Origin of the sequence: Paramagnetospirillum kuznetsovii (genome assembly GCF_003284725.1) — a bacterium.
Classification (GTDB): domain Bacteria; phylum Pseudomonadota; class Alphaproteobacteria; order Rhodospirillales; family Magnetospirillaceae; genus Phaeospirillum; species Phaeospirillum kuznetsovii.
Genome location: NZ_PGTO01000003.1, coordinates 32782 through 50069 on the forward strand (window position 1 = coordinate 32782; position 17288 = coordinate 50069).

Here is a 17288-nt window from a genome sequence, read left to right on the forward strand (position 1 = left end):
TATCATGGCTGAGGGTCAGGCTGGCGGCGGCGCGGACACCGCGCGGGCATTTCTCGATCGCCTGAATTCAGCGGTCCAGCGCGGCGACGTCGGCCTGGCGCTGGGCGTCATCCTGATCCTGATGGTGCTGATCCTGCCGCTGCCGCCTTGGGCGCTGGATGTGGGTCTCGCCCTGTCGCTGACCATGGCGGTGCTGATCCTGATGGTCTCGATCTTCATCGAGAAGCCGTTGCAGTTCAGCTCGTACCCCACCGTCTTGCTGATCACCACCCTGATCCGGCTGTCGCTCAATCTGGCATCGACCCGCCTGATCCTGGCCCACGGCCATGAAGGCGTCGAGGGTGCGGGCCGGGTTATCGCCGCCTTCGCCAGCTTCATCATGAGCGGCAATTTCGTCATCGGCATTATCGTCTTCGCCATCCTGGTGATCGTCAATTTCGTGGTCATCACCAAGGGTTCCGGCCGTATCGCCGAAGTGGCGGCCCGCTTCAATTTGGACGCCATGCCGGGCAAGCAGATGGCCATCGACGCCGATCTGTCGGCCGGTCTGTGCGACGAGCCCACGGCGCGCAAGCGTCGCTCCGAACTGGAACAGGAATCCGCCTTCTTCGGCGCCATGGACGGCGCGTCCAAATTCGTGCGCGGCGACGCCGTCGCCGGTCTGCTGATCACCTCCATCAACATCATCGGCGGCATGATCATCGGCATGGCGCAGAACGGCCTGACCTTCAGCCAGGCCGCCGACGTCTATACCAAGCTGACCGTGGGTGAAGGCCTCGTCACCCAGGTTCCCGCCCTGATCGTCTCGGTGTCGGCCGGTATGCTGGTCACCAAGGCGGGCGTCCCCGACGCGGTGGACAAGGCCCTGTTCGACCAGTTGGCGGGCTATCCCCGCGCCGTCGGCATGGCCGGAGCGCTGATGAGCTTCATGGCGCTGGTCCCCAACATGCCCTTCGTGCCCTTCGCCCTGTTGGGCATCAGCATGGGGGTCGCGGCGTATTTCCTCGACCAAAGCCAGCGGGTCAAGACGGAGAAGGCGGCGGCGGCCGAGGCCTCGCAGGCCATGCAGCAGGCGCCGGTGGCGGAAGAGCCCATCGCCACGGCGCTGCGCATCGACCATGTGCGCCTGGAGCTGGGCTACGGCCTGCTGCAACTGATCAACAACCCCAAGGGTCAGCGCCTGACCGACCAGATCAAGAGCTTGCGCCGCGCCGTCGCGGGCGAGATGGGCTTCGTCATGCCGTCGGTGCGCATCCAGGACAACATGCAGCTACCGGCCAATACCTATGTGGTCTTCGTCAAGGACGTGGAGGCCGGACGCGGCGATCTGCGCCCCAACATGCTGCTGATCATGGACCCGCGCGGCGAGGAAATCACCCTGCCGGGCGAGAAGACCCGCGAACCCACCTTCGGCCTGCCCGCCTTGTGGATCGAATCCTCGGTGCGCGAGGAAGCCCTGTTCCGCGGCTATACGGTGGTAGACCCGTCCACCGTGATCACCACCCATCTGACCGAGGTGATCAAGGACAACATGTCCGAACTGCTCAGCCATGCCGAGACGCAAAAGCTGCTGGACGAGTTGGACAAGGAGCACCAGAAGCTGGTCACCGAGCTGATCCCCAGCCAGATGACCATCGGCGGCCTGCAGCGCGTGCTGCAGAACCTGCTGGGCGAACGCATCTCCATCCGCGACCTGCCCACCATCTTGGAAGGCATCGCCGAGGCCTGCGGCCATACCCGCAACGTCACCATGATCACCGAGCATGTGCGCGCCCGCCTCGCCCGCCAGATTTCCGACAACAATGCGGGCAGCCAGGGCTTCATTCCGCTGATCACCCTGTCGCCGGAATGGGAACAGGCCTTCGCCGAATCCCTGGTGGGCAGCGGCGAGGAAAAGCAGATTTCCATGGCGCCGTCGCAGTTGCAGGACTTCATCAACCGGGTGCGCCAGACCTTCGAGCGCTTCGCCATGCAGGGCGAAACTCCGATCCTGCTCACCTCCCCGGTGGTGCGTCCCTATGTGCGCTCCATCATCGAACGTTTCCGCCCCATGACGGTGGTCATGAGCCAGTCGGAAATCCACCCCAAGGCCCGCATCAAGACATTGGGGCAGATATGACCAGACCGTGGACTCATGCGGGCAGGATGCCCGCGCTCCCAGAACCGCCCCCCATCGGAGCGCGGCCGTCCCGGCCGCATCCTGGCGCAATGAACAGGGCTAGCCCATGCGCCTGAAATCCTTCACCGCGCCGACCATGGCCGAAGCCATGGAGCTGGTCCGCCAGGAATTGGGCGACGACGCCATCATCGTCTCGACCCAGCGGGCGGCGGGACAAAAGGGCGTGCGCATCACCGCCGCCCTGGAGCCCGCCGACGCCGATCTGGCCATCGCCGAAATGCTGGAAGACGTTTCGGATTCCTCGGCCGCCGACGACGTGCGCAAGGCTTTCGCCGATCATGGCGTGCCGCAACGTCTGGCCGACAAGTTGGTCAACGCGGCACGCACCGCCGAACTGAGCGATCCGACGCTGGCTTGCGCCGCCGCCCTGGAAGCCGGTTTCACCTTCGCCCATCTGCCCGAGCACTCGGCGCCGCGCCCCTTCATGCTGGTTGGGCCCAACGGATCAGGCAAGAGCATCGCCGTGGCCAAGCTGGCCGCCCGCTCGGTGCTCAAGCAGCGCCAGGTGGGCGTCATCACCTGCGACAATATCCGCGCCGGAGCGGTGGAACAGTTGGCCGCTTTCACCAATATCCTGGAACTGGACCTGGTGCGCGCCCGAGGGCCGGAATCCCTGGCCCGCGTGGTGGAGAGCACCAATGGCCTGTTCGATCTGGTGCTGATCGATTCGCCCGGCCTCAATCCCTTCAAGCAAAGCGACATGGACTATCTGCAAGCGCTGATCGAAGCCGCCAACGTGGAGCCCGTGCTGGTCATGGCCGCTGGCGGCGACGCGACGGAAGCCGCCGAAATCGGCCAAGCCTTCGGTGAGGTCGGCGCCACCCGCCTGTTCGCGTCGCGCCTGGACACCACCCGGCGGCTGGGCGGCGTGCTGGCCTGCGCCGAGTCGGGTCAACTGGCGTTCTGCGACGTGTCGGCTAGCCCCCATGTGGCTTCGGGCATCTCGCCCATTTCCTCCATTTCCCTGGCCCGGCTGATCATGCCGCAGGCCCCCATACCCGCCCCCCATGACCAAACATTCTGGACCGAGGCATCGCCATCATGACCACGACGGAAGCACCCACGCTCGCGCCACGCCCGCCCGTCAGGGCCAGGGGCCGCAATGTCGTCGCCGTCGCCTCGGGCAAGGGCGGTGTCGGCAAGACATGGTTCTCCATCACCCTGGCCCATACCCTGGCCCGCGCCGGGCAGCGCGTCCTGCTGTTCGACGGCGATCTCGGCCTCGCCAATGTGGACATCCAACTGGGATTGATGCCCAAGAGCGATCTGGGCAGCGTGGTGGCCGGTCGCCTGACCCTCAATCAGGCGCTGACCCAGTTCCCCGAAGGCGGCTTCGACATCATCGCCGGGCGGTCCGGATCGGGCACCCTGGCCAATATTCCGCTGTCGCGTCTCCAGATGCTGGGCGAGGATCTGGTGCTGCTGGCGGGCAATTACGACCGGGTGGTGGTGGATCTGGGCGCGGGCGTCGAGAAGACCACCCGCAACTTCTCGCAGCAGGCGGGCACCATCATGGTGGTGACCACCGACGAGCCGACCTCGCTGACCGACGCCTATGCCTTCATCAAGGTCACCCATATGGAGCGGCCGGGCACCGATATGCGCATCGTGGTGAACATGGCCAATTCCACCCGCGAGGGCGAGCGCATCTACAACACCCTGCTGAAGGCCTGCGAGGGCTTCCTGAAGATTTCGCCGCCGCTGGCAGGCGTCATCCGCCGCGACCTCAAGGTGCGCGAAGCCATCCGCAACCAGACCCCGATCATGACGCGCTCGCCCAATGCCGAAGCCGCCGCCGATGTGGAAGCCATCGTCGAACGCCTGATCCGGCCAAGATGATGGGAGGGCCTCAGTCGCCGGGCGCCGCCCTGGAGCGCGGGCGTCCCGCCCGCATCCTCGCGTTGGCGTAATCATGTCCTCCTCCGCCATCCCCCCGGCCCCGCCGCCCACGCCCGTCCAGACCACGGCGACCGGCAGCGCGGTGCTGACGGTGGTGGTCTCGTCCGGGGCCGAGGCGCTGGCCAAGCTGCCGGCCGGATCGCTGGTGGCAGCGACCCTGGCGGCGGTGGAATCCAAGACCCTGATCCAGATCAAGACCGCCAGCGGCGAGACATTGGAGCTCCGCCTGCCGCCCAATCTTGCGCTTCCGGAAAACGCCGAGCTCAGCCTTCAGACCGTCTCGCAAGGTGGTGGGCTGGCCCTTAAGCTATTGGCGGTCAATGGCCGTCCCTTCCCCTTCGGCCCGCAATTGGGCGGTGGCCTGCCCGGCGCGGGCGGCCTTTTGCTGCCCGATCTCCAGGGCCCCGGCATCGGCGGCAAGGCGGGCGCGGCGCTGGGAGCGGGCCAAGGCAGCGCCGCCGCTTTCGGCGTCCCTCCGACCAATGCCCTGGCGGCGGGAGCCGGGCAGCCGCAGCCTCCGCTGGGGCTAACCGCCACCGTCATCCGCCCCGCCCCCGCCGGATCGGTGATGCCGCCGCCCGGAAGCCCCCTCGCCACCATGCAAGGCGCCCAAGCGGCAACACCGCCGCCGGGCTTCGCCGACTTGGCGCCGGGAACCCAGATGACCGTTCGAATCGCTGGAATCGTGCCGCCGGGTGCCGGAGCACCGGTACCGCCATTGCCTGGCCAGGGGCAGCAGGGCCAACCGCAATCCCAAACCGGTTCTCAGCAGCAGCAACCGCAATCGCAGACTCCCCCGTCGCCGCCGACCGGACCGCAATCCGCCGGGCCGAGCGGCGCGGCCCCGGCTTTCCCCAACTCCCCCCTGGCCCCTACCCCCGGAGGCGGCCAGCCCGCGACGCCGACCGCGACGGTGCCGCAGCAAAGCGTGCCGCCCGGCGCCACCGCGGCCACGGCCAGCCCGACCCAGCCGGTGCAGTTGAGCGGCCCCGTCGTGTCCCATTCGCCGGGAGGCACCGCCATGGTGCAGACCCAGGCCGGACTGGTCTCGCTGCCCAGCGGTCCCAATATCGCGGTGGGCAGCACCCTTCAGTTGGATGTGGTCGCGCCGCCCGTACCGCCGCCGCCCTCCACTTCGGCGGCCGCCTCGGAAGGTCAGGGGCTTGGTCCGGGCGGCTGGCCGACCCTGTCCAGCGCGGTGGATAGTCTGGCCCAATTGGACCGTCAAACCGCCGACCAACTGGTCAGAATGATTCCGCAAGCCAATGTCCGGCTGGCCGCCGCCATGTCCATCTTCGCGGGCGCGGTGCGCTCGGGCGATTTCAAGCTATTGGCCAGCGACGGCGTTACCCGTGGCCTTGATCGAGCCGGACGGCGCGATCTGGCCGAGCGTCTCAAAAAGGATTTCCTGGCGCTGACCGAGGAGGCCGAGAGACCGCGAGGCGACGGCGAATGGCGGGCCATCACCCTGCCCTTCGCCCATGGCGCCCAGGTGGATCCTGTCCGGCTTTACGTCCAGCGCGTCTCGGGCGAGGACAAGACCAAGGGCGGCGCCAAGGGCCAGGAGCAACGCTTCATCCTCGAGGTGGAGATGAGCCGCCTGGGCCGTCTCCAGTTCGACGGCCTGGTCCAGAAGGACACCAAGCGATTCGACCTGATCATCCGCAGCGCCCACCCCCTGGGGCCGGAGATCTGCCGCGATATCTCGGGCATCTTCGCCGAATGCGCCCAGCTGACCGGGATCAAGGGCGCCGTCGGCTTCCAGTCCGGCCGCGCCTTCGTGGAACTGCCGCCCTGCGACGCCCAAGGCACCCGGATCATGGTATAGTCGGCGGCCGACGATAGGCTGAATCTTTTGAAAAGCGGCATGGACCTTGCAGAACAATCCACAGGATCCTGATGCGAAGCCTCCCATGACCACACTGACGCGCGACCCCAAAGGCTATTACGCGACCCTCGGCCTTAGGCCGGGTGCCGACCTGTCCGCCATTAAGTCCGCCTATCGCAGCCGGGTGAAGACGGTCCATCCCGACCGCAATGCCTCGTCCCGTGCGCGTGAGGAATTTCAAAGACTTATGGACGCCTATGCCGTCCTTCGCGACGTGGTTCGGCGCGCTGAATACGATACGACCGGCCAGGAATGCATGGACGATGACGAGGAATTGGCCGAGCCCGGCTCCATTCCCATCTCGTGCTCGTGCTGCGGCAGCCTGACCGCCCAGCCCCGTTACGTGGTCTATCATACCGTCCGCTCCTTCCTGGTCTGGGCGAAGACCGGACGGCTGGAGGGAATTTTTTGCCGGGCTTGCGCCGACCGAACGGCGGTCCGAGCCTCCATCATCACCTGGTTGTGGGGCTGGTGGTCGCTGCCGGGATTGTTGCTGGCGCCTCTGGCCCTGTTGCGCAATCTGTTCGGCGGCTCCAAGCCCAAGCGCGAGAATGGCCGCATCCTGATCCGCCAAGGCCGCGCCTTCCTGGCCCGTGGCGAGATGGAGATCGCCCGGTCCCTGGCCCTTCAGGCCGCCCGCTTCGCCCGTCAGCCCGATGACCGCGCCAGGGTCGAGGACTTGATGCACGCCACCCGCTCGGTCACCGACACTCGCCGCCTGAAAGGCCGCTGGAGCCTGGGAGGCGGCGTTTTCCTCGCCCAAGTCCTGCCGCTGCTGGCCTTGCCTCTGACCGCCGCCGTCTTTGCCCTGATCGCCACCAAGCCCTGGGATCAGCCGGTTTCCACCTCGGGCAATATCGCCATGCGCCCGGTCAATGTGGGCGAGATCCGCCATGTGGCCATCGAGGGATTGAAGATTCGCATGGCCCCTATCGCCGGGGCTCCGGTCCTGACCTTGCTGGACCGCTTCACCACCGTGGAAGTGACCGGCGATACCGATACCCCGGAATGGGTCCGCATCCGCACGCCGTCCGGCGTCGACGGTTATGTGGAGACCCGCTCGCTCTATGCCGGTTCGGGGGCGCGCTTCAAGAGCCAATGGTGCGCCGAGAATCGCGGCGGCCCGCCGGGTACCGGCGAAGTGTTGAGCCGCAGGGTCAGCGGCGACCATCGCCTGTTGGTTCATAACGAAGGCCGCCGCGACGGCGTGGTCAAGCTGAAGACCCTGACCGGGCATACGGTGGCGAGCTTCTACGTGCCCGCCACCTATCACATCGGCGTCGGCGGTATCCCCGAGGGCACCTACCGCATCGAATTCGCCACCGGCGCCAAGTATTCCAGAGGCTGCGGCGTCTTTCTCGACGAGATGCAGGCCATGGTCCTGCCGGTCACCCTGACCTTCAAATACGTGGCCCCCGGCAGCGCCCGGTCCATGACCAGCATCGCCGAGATTTCGCTGTCGCCAGCACCCGGCGATCCGGTGCAGCCGCTAGCCCTATCGACCGAGCGCTTCGCCACGGATGATTAAGACCAGTCGGACCGGGTGTCATCAGGCGCTGGTATCCACCAGTCCCGAGGACAACATTTTGCTCAGATAATTGGACGAATTGGCCGCGTTGTCACCGGAAAGGGCCTTCAGCAAGTCCTGCAGGGTCTGGATGGACGACTGCCCCGATGTATCGAAGCTGACCGAACTGCTGGTCGAGCCATCGCTATAGGTGGTCACCGTGGTGGTGATTCCGTTGGTGGTGGTGCTGGTGGTGCTTTTCACCGTCTTGGAGTCCGAGGACGCGGATTGGGAATCCGCGCCGCCGCCCGGCGGCGGGCCGGGAGGCGGACCGCCGCCGTGTCCCTTGGCCATCTGGCTTTCGAACTGGTCGAGGGTGGTGCGGATGGTCGTGGCATCTTCCTCGGTGATTTCACCGGACTCGATGTCCTCTTTCAGCTTGGCCTCGATGGCCGCGCGCACGTCGCTGGGGCTGGCCTTGGCCGAGTCCGACGCGGAGGAGGACATGGTGGCTTTCACCACCGAATCGATTTCCTTGCTGATGGCGTTGGCCTTGTCGGCGGACAAGCCGTTGCTTTCAAGGTTGGACAGCATCATGGCCTGCGGCGATTGGCGCTGGCCCAGGGCATTGACGGACATTGCGACTCTCCTTCTGAGACTTGGCTTCGATGGAATGCCTGAATAGCTGTTACACGGCCCATTCCCGCTTTCCATGCGGAGCCCGGTTGGCCGCCGCCCCAAGGGGGGGCGGGCGGCGGCCGGACGCCGACCCGAGAGGGCTTATCAGGCGGCGACGCTGGTCCCGGACTGGAACCGGGTCTGATAGGCGGTGTTCTGGTAGGAGCTGACCGCCTTGACAAATTGCTGCAGCAGCAATTGGGCCTCGCCCCCGCCAGAGGTCGAGGCGGCCTGTGAATCCGGGGATTGCAGGGCGGCCAACAATTTGTCCAAAAGCTCGCCGGGATCATCGCTGGACGAGGTCGATGAACTTGACGCGCTCGACGAGGACGCTACGCCGGGGGGCGGGCCGCCGGGCGGACCGGCGGATTTCAGGCCCTCGGCCAACTGGGTTTGAGTCAGGCTGTCGCCATTGGAGCCTGAAACCTTGTCGAAAAAGGAATTGGCATCGGCCTCGCTGACATTGTCGGGACGGCCGGCCACGAATTCATCGCGGGTCACGGTGCCGTCGCCATCCGCATCCAGCTTGGCGAACATCTCCGAGGCATCGGGCGGGCCATGGTGATGTCCCACGGAGCCGATGCCCGAATTGCCGCTGTCGGAATTGCCGCTGTCGGATTGGGCCTGGATCAAGGTCGATTGCATCGTGCTGGCCATCTGCTGGAACGAGCTCAGCAGATCGGTCAGGTTCATGGAACCGGTTCCGCTGGAATCCAGGGCGTCGAACAGGGATCCGGCCTGGTCGTCGCTGACATTCTTCGGCTTGCCGGCAACAAACTCTGACTTACTTACGGACTTATCATTATTCGTATCGAGTGAAGATATCATCTTACTAAGGCGATATGCATTCTCGGAGCCGCTGCTCCCAATTCCCTGCAGCATAATCGTCCTCCTGTGGCTGCTCGAGGCCGATAGCAGCCTCATATAAGCTCACACGAGCCAGCTATTACATTCCATGTGCAATTTTTTTAAATTATTTTCTTCTCTATTATTATACTTTTCTCTCTAATACACGAACACCCCGACGCCATCATGGCTCGGGGAGGTTGGGAAAATAGCCAAGCAACGGCCGGGCCACCCGGCCAAGGGATTGAAAACGCGGAGAGTCCCAATTCACCGCCGCGCCTTTTGGCGGAAGGATGGGAAAAAAATGCCGGGTCGGCGGCAGGATTTGCCCAGTCACGGCACAGGGATGACGCGACCTGGTGCGTGGAAAGGTTCAGATGCCCGGTTCGAGCAAGGAATGGCCCCGATCCACATTTCGCGACGGCTCGCCCCCTGGTGATGCCCTCGGCGATAACGGATTGCTGCGCGCCATCGCCGAAGGAGACCGGACCGCCTTTCGCAGACTGATGGAGCGCCACGCCAGACCCATGCTCGCCTTGGCCACCCGCATCACCGGCAATCCCGACGACGCCGACGAAGTCGTCCAAGACAGCTTTCTCAAGGTCTGGACCCTGGCGGCCAAATGGAATTCCGATGGCCCCGCCGCGTTTGGCACCTGGCTCTATCGGGTGGTGACCAACGCCTGCCTGGACCGGCGACGGCGGGTTGCCTTCGCCCCCCTGGAAGAGGCGGGAGATCCCCCCGATCCGGGCATGAGCGGCGCCGACGTCGCCATGGCGCGTCAGCGGGATTCGATGATTTGCGCCGCCCTGGACGCGATGCCCCCCAGACAGAGTCAAGCCTTGGCGCTATACTATTTCAGCGATCTGACCGCGCCCGAGGCGGCCCAGGCGCTGGAGCTTTCGATTCCGGCGTTGGAGGCGCTCCTGGTGCGGGGGCGACGGAGCCTGAGAACCATCCTCGAGCGCCAGGGCATCACCGCGTTGGGAGACTTGACATGAACTGGGATCATCCCGACCGCCACAAGGGCGCGGCCCCCCAGGACATTACCGATGACCGCGTCCAGCGGGTGATGGACGCCGTCATGGCCCGGCTCGACGCTCCCCAAGCCACACCGAAGCCCAACTGGATTCCGCGTCTGGCCAATTGGTGGGCAGAGATGATTCCGGCGCCACGCTATGCCATGCCCATTGTCGCCGCCCTGGTCTTGGGGCTGGTGGTGGGCCAAGGCCTGCAGACCGAGGCCGAGACCTCGAATTTGGCTGTGATTCTGTCCTATTCCTCCGTCTATGCCGTGGGTTATTGATGACGTTCTCCGCACCCCGTCGCTGGCTCCTGCCTTTGTCCCTGGCGCTGAACGTGTTTCTCGCCACCGTCATCGTCATGCATCCAAGGCCGCCCCATCGCGGCGGACCGCCGCCGCCGGCCGAGATCGCCCAGCGTATCGCCGAAACACTGCCGCCCGCCGACGGCGCCATCCTGCTCGACGTCTTCGCCACCCAGGTCGCCCTGTTCGAGCGCAGTCATCAAATGCAGGGCGAGGCCGCGGGGCGGATCCGCGCCGCCCTGGGCGCTGCGGATTTCAGCCCCGACGCACTCCGCGCCGCCTTCGACGTCAACCGCGCCGCCCGGAGCACCATGGATGACGCCTTGTCGGCCACCCTGATAGAGACCGCCACCCGGATTTCGCCCGAGGGCCGCGCCCGTCTGGCCAAATGGGAGCCGCCCCGCCCTCCCGGAGGCGGTCCGCCGCCAGGGCGTTAGACCATCGAGCGTCATATATCACCCGCGGGGCGGGCGAGACGCCCGCGCTCCCATCGGCCCACTCATCATGGAGCGCGGCCGTCCCGGCCGCTTTCCGCAAGAGTCATTTCATCGGCCGTCGGAAGGGGAATTCCATTCCCAAACGAAAAGGCCACCGGATTGGGACCGGCGGCCTTTTTGACGCGTGATCCGGGAAAGCCCCCGATGGGCGGCGCGAGCGCCGTCACAACCTAACGGTTGCGGGTCAGACCCGAGTCGCCGTACGTGCATTACGGCGGCTGTTGGGTGGCCGATGACTCGACCACATGGAAATAGTGGCCCAATCTCTGGAAATAATCAAGCAGATTCCCAGCCGCCCTTCGGCTACACCCCTCCGGAACAAACTCTCATTGGTTGCTTATGACGATCCGCGAGCAAAGAAGCCGGAATTGAGGAATTTCGGTTTGGCATAGGCCAGCGGCTTCCCGTCCGGCCCGTCCACCGCGCCCCCCGCCGCCATCAGCACCGCGCTGGCCGCCGCCGTATCCCATTCCGAGGTGGGGCCGAAGCGGGGATACAGGTCGGCCACGCCTTCCGCCAAACGGCAGAATTTGAGCGATGAGCCCGCGAAGTCCAGCGTCGCCTCGGGATAGGTCTTCATCCACTCGGCCAGTTTGTCCGGGTCGCGGTGCGAGCGGCTGGTCAGCACCACCGCACCCTTGGCGGGCAGCGGACGGCAGCGGATGTCGCGGCGCCCGGATTCATCGACCCGAAAGGCGCGGCCCGCCGCGCCCGACCACAAGATGCCCTGGGCCGGGGCCAACACCACGCCGACGGCAGGAACGCCATTGGCGATCAGGCCGATATTGACGGTGAACTCGCCGTTGCGCTTGACGAATTCCTTGGTGCCGTCCAGCGGGTCCACCAGCCAGAACGGGCCGTCTCCCACCTCGGGGACATGGCCCGCCGCCGCCGCTTCCTCGGCCACCACGGGAATGCCGGGGGTCAGCGCCGCCAGACCGGGCAGGATGATGGACTCGGCCCGTTCGTCGGCTGCCGTCACCGGCGAGGCATCGCCCTTGGCGCGCACCTCGAAATCTGAATGATAGACTTCCAGGATGGCGGCTCCGGCCTGGCGGGCCAGATCCTCCAAGGCGGGCAGCAGCGTGGCGAGATCGGCGGGCAGGCTCATTCAGCGTTCTTTCGCAACCGGGTCCAGATGGCCAGCGGCGTCGCGGGCATATCCATATGGCGGATATCCAGCGCATTGCAAAGGGCGTTGATCACGGCGGGAGCGGCTCCGATGGTTCCCGCCTCGCCCGCCCCCTTGATGCCCAGGGGATGGGTGCGGCAGGGGATCTCCACGGTGGAGAAATCGATGTCGGGAATATGCTCGGCCCGGGGCATGGCGTAGTCGATGAAGCTGGAGGTCAGCGGCTGGGCGCTGTCCGGCTCGAACAAGGCGTGTTCCAGCAGGGCCTGACCGATGCCCTGGACCACGCCGCCGACAATCTGTCCCTTGAGCAGCAGCGGGTTGAGCACCGTTCCCACATCGTCGACGACGGTGTAGCGCAGGATATGCGGCTCGCCGGTCTCGGGGTCCACCTCCACCTCGCAGACATGGCAGCCGTTGGGAAAGGTGGAGGCCTGCGGCTTGAAGCGCAGGCTGGCGGACAGCGTCTCGCCGTGTTCCCGCACCGCCTCCATGAACGCCACCGAGCGCGCCCCGGCCATGAACCGTCCCGCCGCGAACCGGGTCTCGGCCGCCTCGGCCTGAAGCAGCCCCGCCGCCACCGGCTTCATCCGTTCCACCAGCACGTCCACCGCCTGGGCAATCGCGCCGCCCTGCTGCGACAGCGAGCGCGAACCGCCGGTGCCGCCGCCGTCCTTGATGCGCCGGGTGTCGCCCTGGAAATAGCGGATGGCCGATTGATCAAGACCGAGTTCCGCCGCCACCATCTGGGGGAAGGCGGTCTCGTGGCCCTGGCCGTTGGATTGGGTGCCCGCCAGGATGTCCGCTTGGCCTTCGGGCGTGATGGTCAGGACCACGTCCTCGCCACTGGTCCCGCCGCACACTTCCACGTAATAGGCCAAACCGATGCCGCGCAGCCTGCCAATCACCTTGGACTCGGCGCGGCGTGCCGCGAAACCGGCCCAGTCGGCGCGCTTTAGCGCTTCCTCGGTCACTCGGGCGAATTCGCCGGAATCATAGGTGTGATGACCGGCCGTGGCATAGGGGAAGGCCTCGGGGGCGATGAAATTGCGCCGCCGAAGCTCGACCGGCGAAAGCCCCAGATCGCGGGCCGCCACATCCACCAATCGCTCGATCAGATAGGCGGCTTCCGGCCGCCCGGCGCCGCGATAGGCATCCACCGGGCTGGTATGGGTATGGACGCCGCGCACCCGTGCATGAAAGGCGGGAATGTCATAGACGCCGGTCAGCATGCCGGTCCCCGCCAGGGTGGGAACAAAGGCGCCGTAGAGCGAGACATAGGCGCCGATATCGGCCACCGTCTCCACCGACAGGGCAAGGAAGCGGCCGCTTGCGTCCACGGCGAGACGGGCCTTGCTGTCATGGCCGCGCCCGTGGGTGTCGGACAGGAAGCTTTCGGTGCGATCGGCCACCCATTTTACCGGACGGCCCAGCCCGCGCGCCGCCGCCAGCACCAGGACCTGTTCGGCGAAGGGGCTGATCTTGAGGCCGAAGCCACCGCCCACATCGGGGGTGATGACGTCGAGAGCGGACTTGGCCAATCCCAGCACGCCGCACAACCCGTCACGAATGCCGTGGACACCCTGGCTGCCGGACAACAGTTCCAGCCGCCCGCCCGCCAGCGGCCGGGCAAGACAGGCGCGGGGCTCCATGGCGGTGGGGGCAAGGCGGTTGTTGACGAGATCAAGCTCCACCACCCGATGGGCCTTGGCCAAGGCGGCCTTCACCGCCTTGGCGTCGCCCATCTCCCAGTCCAACGCCGTCTCGGTGGCGGTGGCGATGGAGCCCGAAGCCGGAAGCGGCGCATAGTCCACCATCACCGCCTCGGCGGCGTCGCGGGCCTGCCCAGCAGTCTCGGCCACCACGAAGGCCACCGGCTCGCCCGCATGGCGCACCCTGGGCCCCGCCAGCACCGGCCGGGGAAGGGGATCGGGCTGGCCCTTGGGCATGAAGCCGCATTGCAGCGCTCCGATCCCCTCGGCGGCAAGATCCCCGGCGGTCAGCACCAGCAGCACGCCGGGCATGGATCGGGCCGCCTCGGCGTCAATGGTGATGTCGGCATGGGGATAAAGGCTGCGCACCACCCAGCCATGGGCTTGGCCCGGATGGAAGACGTCGTCGGTGTAGCACCCGGTTCCCGTCAGGAAACGGGGATCCTCACTGCGCTTGACCGATTGTCCGAAACCGAAGCGGCGCATATGGCGCTCCTATGCCAAGCCGAGAAACACCATGATGGCGCGGTTGAGGGACATGATATCCGCGTCGTCCAACCGCCCTATTCGTCGCCCCAGCCGCTCCTTGGGGACGGTCGATATTTTATCGACCATCAACCGTGAAAGGGTCATCAGGCCGTTGCTTATACTCGGCTCGACTGTCGGCCGAAACAGCGGTGCCTCACTTGGGTCAGTGGTAAAAACACACAATGTCACCGAAGCGGTGGCATCGAATTGCGAATCCTGGATGATGACGGCGGGGCGTGGCTTGTCGGCATAGCCGCCGCCGGAAACAGTCCAGATGTCTCCTCGCCGCATCAGATGTCCGGATCTGTGATGGCGTCAATGAACGCCTGATCCTCAGCCGCATGGGCGGACGAAGCGACCGCGAGCGACTGGCGCCTTGCCTCTGCCTTGAAGGCTTCCGAGCGGGTGTCGGGCACCCAAATCTGGATCGGCCGCAGCCCTTGCTCTCGCAGGCGCTGGCGGTAGGCCCGCACCTTATCGCGGGAACTGCTTGGACTGCCCTTTGTCGCGGCCATGACTCCGGCTCCTCACTGGTTACATGTAACATAACCCAATCCGCGGAATGTGTCACTCCTTGCCGATCTCCACCGCCTGGAAGGTGGAGGCGCGGAAGGACGGCGACCAGTGATTGGGGGGCATGCCCGCCTTGGCCTTGAGATGGGCGATGAACTGGCGCTTGTCGGGCAGTTGTTCCCACACCGAGGGCAGGAACAGGGCGCGCCTGCCGCCATCCTCGATGATCAGCCCGTCGGTGCGCACCCGCAGTTGGGACAGCAGATCGGCCTCGTCGGTGAAGCGCATGGGGACCGGCGGCGTCAGCACCGACACCGACAGCGTGACGCCCTCCAACTCCTCCGGGCGCAGCGGCGGGAAGCGGGGATCGGTGAAGGCGGCCTTGAAGGCGTTGTCGGTGATGTCCTCGGCCAATGGGCGCCACGCCACCGGCGAGCCGATGCAGCCGCGCAGGTCGCCCTTGGCATGCAGGGTGACGAAGACGGCGCCCGGCTGGCCCAGGCGGCCGGGCCTGTCAGAGGGCGGCGCGGCGGGCTTGCCCCATTCCAGCCCGTGACGGATGGAGGCCCAGGCCAGTTCCAGCAACCGGTCACCGATCTCCCTGATCTCGCGTTCGGCGTCCATGCCCTCCCCCTTCTCGTAAAGCGCCCAAGACCCATAGCCCACCACCCGGTCCTTGGGACCGGCGGTATCGCCCGAATTGCGCACGTCCAGCGTCTTGATCGCCATGCCGCGCCGCCTGGCCGCCACCAGCAATCCGCCCACCGGGATGCGGCCGCAGGCGCCGTCGCGGGTAATGGCGGCCGGGTCCAGCCCCTCGATGGCCGTGACGGTCTGGCGGTCCAGGCTTTGGCAGCCGGAATAGTCGAGGAAATGCGACAGATCGGTGGAGACCACGATCAGCGTCTCCGGCCCGCCCCAGGCGGCCTCGATCACGGCGGCCACCATCTCGGCGGGCGCGTCGCCGACCACGATGGGCAGCAGGCGGAACTCGCCCAGCACCGCCTGCAGGAAGGGCACATGCACCTCCAGCGAATGCTCCTGGGCATGGGCCGGATCGAAAACGGCGACGCCGGGCAGGGATTTCAGCGCTTCCGCCCCCTCGCGGTCCAAGCCGATGGCCCCCAGCGGCGAAGCCCATTCGTCGGCCCCCGACAAGGCGAGGCCGCGAAACGCCACCCGGTGGCTGGGCCCCAGCAGCACCACCCGCGTGACGCGGCCTTTCAGCGGCGCCAGTCGGGCATAGGCGCTGGCCGCCACCGCGCCGGAATAGACCCATCCGGCATGGGGTGCGATCAGCGCCTTGGGCGGCCTCGCCTCGGCGGGCGGCGGCGGGACTTCGGCCAAGAATGCCGAGACCTGACGATTGGCCTCGGCGAAATCGGCGGGATAGAACATGCCCGCCACGGCGGTGGGACGGATCACGGTCATGGAAGTGACCTCACAAAATGATGCGTCTCCATGGTAAACTTCTCCCATGACCAATGCCATGGAAGGCTCGCGTTTTCCCGGACGCTACTGGCACCGGCTGGATGACGGCCGGGTGCAATGCGACGTCTGCCCGCGCGAATGCAAGCTGCATGACGGCCAGCGCGGCCTGTGCTTCGTGCGCGCCGCCGCCGATGGCGGCATGGTGCTGACCACCTATGGCCGATCCTCCGGCTTCTGCGTCGATCCCATCGAGAAGAAGCCGCTGAACCACTTCCTGCCCGGCACGCCCATCCTGTCGTTCGGCACGGCGGGCTGCAACCTGACCTGCAAGTTCTGCCAGAACTGGGACATCTCCAAGGCCCGCGAATGGGACAAGCTGAATGATTCCGCCGATCCCGACACCATCGCCAGGGCGGCGGTTCAACTGGGCTGCCGCTCGGTGGCCTTCACCTATAACGACCCGGTCATCTTCCTGGAATACGCCGTCGACGTGGCCAAGGCCTGCCATGCCCGAGGCCTGAGGACGGTGGCGGTCACCGCAGGCTATATCAAGCCCGAGGCGCGGCGCGAATTCTTTGCCCATATGGACGGAGCCAATGTGGACCTCAAGGCCTTCACCGAGGAGTTCTACCACTCGGTCTGCGGCGGCCAACTGGAGGCGGTCAAGGACACCCTGGTCTATCTGAAGCACGAGACCAAGGTGTGGTTCGAAGTCACAACCTTGCTGATCCCCGGCGAGAACGACTCGGCCGAGGAGGTCGACGCACTGAGCCGCTGGATGGCCGAAGCCCTCGGCCCCGACGTGCCGCTGCATTTCTCTGCCTTCCATCCCGACTGGAAGATGCGCGACAAGGACAACACGCCGCCCGCCACCCTGACCCGCGCCCGCGACATCGCCCGCGCCAACGGCATGCGCCACGTCTATACCGGCAATGTCCACGACCCCAAGGGCGGCAGCACCTATTGCCCCGGCTGCGGCGCCGTGCTGATCGGCCGCGACTGGTACCAACTGTCCACCTGGACCCTGACGCCAGAGGGTGATTGCGCCGCCTGCGGCCACAAACTGGCGGGAATTTTCGAGCCGCGTCCGGGAAACTGGGGGCCAAGACGCCAAGCGGTCAGGCTTCATCGTTGAGCGGTATTCACAATGC

At 66.2% G+C, this 17288-nt stretch carries 16 protein-coding genes; 9 read left to right on the plus strand and 7 right to left on the minus strand.

Annotation, left to right across the window (positions count from 1 at the left end; all coding sequences use genetic code 11):
• Window positions 1–4 precede the first annotated feature (4 nt).
• From flhA to CU669_RS05115, 5 genes are all read left to right on the plus strand, one after another.
• A complete protein-coding gene (flhA, locus tag CU669_RS05095; RefSeq protein ID WP_112142749.1) occupies window positions 5–2119 on the plus strand; it encodes a flagellar biosynthesis protein FlhA in 2115 nt (704 codons plus the stop codon).
• A gap of 106 nt (window positions 2120–2225) precedes the next feature.
• Window positions 2226–3224: a flagellar biosynthesis protein FlhF gene (locus CU669_RS05100; RefSeq protein WP_112142750.1), complete on the plus strand. Its 999-nt coding sequence runs from the start codon at window positions 2226–2228 to the stop codon at window positions 3222–3224.
• Window positions 3221–4018, plus strand: coding sequence for a MinD/ParA family protein (locus CU669_RS05105; protein ID WP_112142751.1), 798 nt, complete (start codon window positions 3221–3223; stop codon window positions 4016–4018). Before CU669_RS05100 ends, CU669_RS05105 begins: the two co-directional genes overlap by 4 nt.
• 73 nt (window positions 4019–4091) lie before the next feature.
• A complete protein-coding gene (locus CU669_RS05110; protein ID WP_112142752.1) occupies window positions 4092–5906 on the plus strand; it encodes a DNA polymerase III in 1815 nt (604 codons plus the stop codon).
• An 85-nt stretch (window positions 5907–5991) separates the two neighbouring features.
• A complete protein-coding gene (locus tag CU669_RS05115; protein ID WP_112142753.1) occupies window positions 5992–7494 on the plus strand; it encodes a DnaJ domain-containing protein in 1503 nt (500 codons plus the stop codon).
• Window positions 7495–7515: 21 nt separating this feature from the next.
• Here CU669_RS05115 and CU669_RS05120 read toward each other — a convergent pair whose 3' ends face one another.
• Together CU669_RS05120 and CU669_RS05125 are read right to left on the minus strand one after the other, a co-directional pair.
• Window positions 7516–8112 (minus strand): hypothetical protein, encoded by a 597-nt coding sequence (locus CU669_RS05120; RefSeq protein WP_112142754.1) that lies wholly within the window; start codon window positions 8110–8112, stop codon window positions 7516–7518.
• A 144-nt stretch (window positions 8113–8256) separates the two neighbouring features.
• Window positions 8257–9075 (minus strand): EF-hand domain-containing protein, encoded by an 819-nt coding sequence (locus tag CU669_RS05125; RefSeq protein WP_112142755.1) that lies wholly within the window; start codon window positions 9073–9075, stop codon window positions 8257–8259.
• A gap of 299 nt (window positions 9076–9374) precedes the next feature.
• Here CU669_RS05125 and CU669_RS05130 point away from each other — a divergent pair, with 299 nt between their 5' ends.
• The 3 genes from CU669_RS05130 to CU669_RS05140 are packed head-to-tail and all read left to right on the plus strand — an operon-like array spanning window position 9375 to window position 10761.
• On the plus strand, window positions 9375–9998 hold the full coding sequence (locus tag CU669_RS05130) for an RNA polymerase sigma factor (protein ID WP_112142756.1): 624 nt from the start codon (window positions 9375–9377) through the stop codon (window positions 9996–9998).
• A complete protein-coding gene (locus tag CU669_RS05135; protein ID WP_112142757.1) occupies window positions 9995–10303 on the plus strand; it encodes a hypothetical protein in 309 nt (102 codons plus the stop codon). Before CU669_RS05130 ends, CU669_RS05135 begins: the two co-directional genes overlap by 4 nt.
• The gene (locus tag CU669_RS05140) at window positions 10303–10761 is read left to right on the plus strand and encodes a periplasmic heavy metal sensor (protein ID WP_112142758.1); all 459 of its coding nucleotides are present in this window, start codon (window positions 10303–10305) and stop codon (window positions 10759–10761) included. The genes CU669_RS05135 and CU669_RS05140 overlap by 1 nt, the downstream gene beginning before the upstream one ends.
• 397 nt (window positions 10762–11158) lie before the next feature.
• Here CU669_RS05140 and cysQ read toward each other — a convergent pair whose 3' ends face one another.
• From cysQ to amrB, 5 genes are read right to left on the minus strand one after another with little or no spacing between them, the layout of a single operon-like run.
• Window positions 11159–11932, minus strand: a complete 774-nt coding sequence (gene cysQ / locus CU669_RS05145) for a 3'(2'),5'-bisphosphate nucleotidase CysQ (protein ID WP_112142759.1) — start codon at window positions 11930–11932, stop codon at window positions 11159–11161.
• Window positions 11929–14151, minus strand: a complete 2223-nt coding sequence (locus CU669_RS05150) for a xanthine dehydrogenase family protein molybdopterin-binding subunit (RefSeq protein ID WP_112142760.1) — start codon at window positions 14149–14151, stop codon at window positions 11929–11931. Before CU669_RS05150 ends, cysQ begins: the two co-directional genes overlap by 4 nt.
• A gap of 9 nt (window positions 14152–14160) precedes the next feature.
• Window positions 14161–14484: a type II toxin-antitoxin system PemK/MazF family toxin gene (locus CU669_RS05155; protein WP_112142761.1), complete on the minus strand. Its 324-nt coding sequence runs from the start codon at window positions 14482–14484 to the stop codon at window positions 14161–14163.
• Window positions 14484–14708, minus strand: a complete 225-nt coding sequence (locus CU669_RS05160) for an antitoxin MazE family protein (RefSeq protein WP_112142762.1) — start codon at window positions 14706–14708, stop codon at window positions 14484–14486. The genes CU669_RS05155 and CU669_RS05160 overlap by 1 nt, the downstream gene beginning before the upstream one ends.
• Before the next feature lie 52 nt (window positions 14709–14760).
• Entirely contained in the window at window positions 14761–16137 is a 1377-nt protein-coding gene (gene amrB, locus CU669_RS05165; RefSeq protein ID WP_112142763.1) for an AmmeMemoRadiSam system protein B, read from the minus strand.
• A gap of 46 nt (window positions 16138–16183) precedes the next feature.
• On the opposite strand from amrB, the gene amrS reads away from it, so the two are divergent.
• The gene (gene amrS / locus CU669_RS05170) at window positions 16184–17272 is read left to right on the plus strand and encodes an AmmeMemoRadiSam system radical SAM enzyme (protein ID WP_112142764.1); all 1089 of its coding nucleotides are present in this window, start codon (window positions 16184–16186) and stop codon (window positions 17270–17272) included.
• The last annotated feature ends 16 nt before the right edge of the window (window positions 17273–17288 follow it).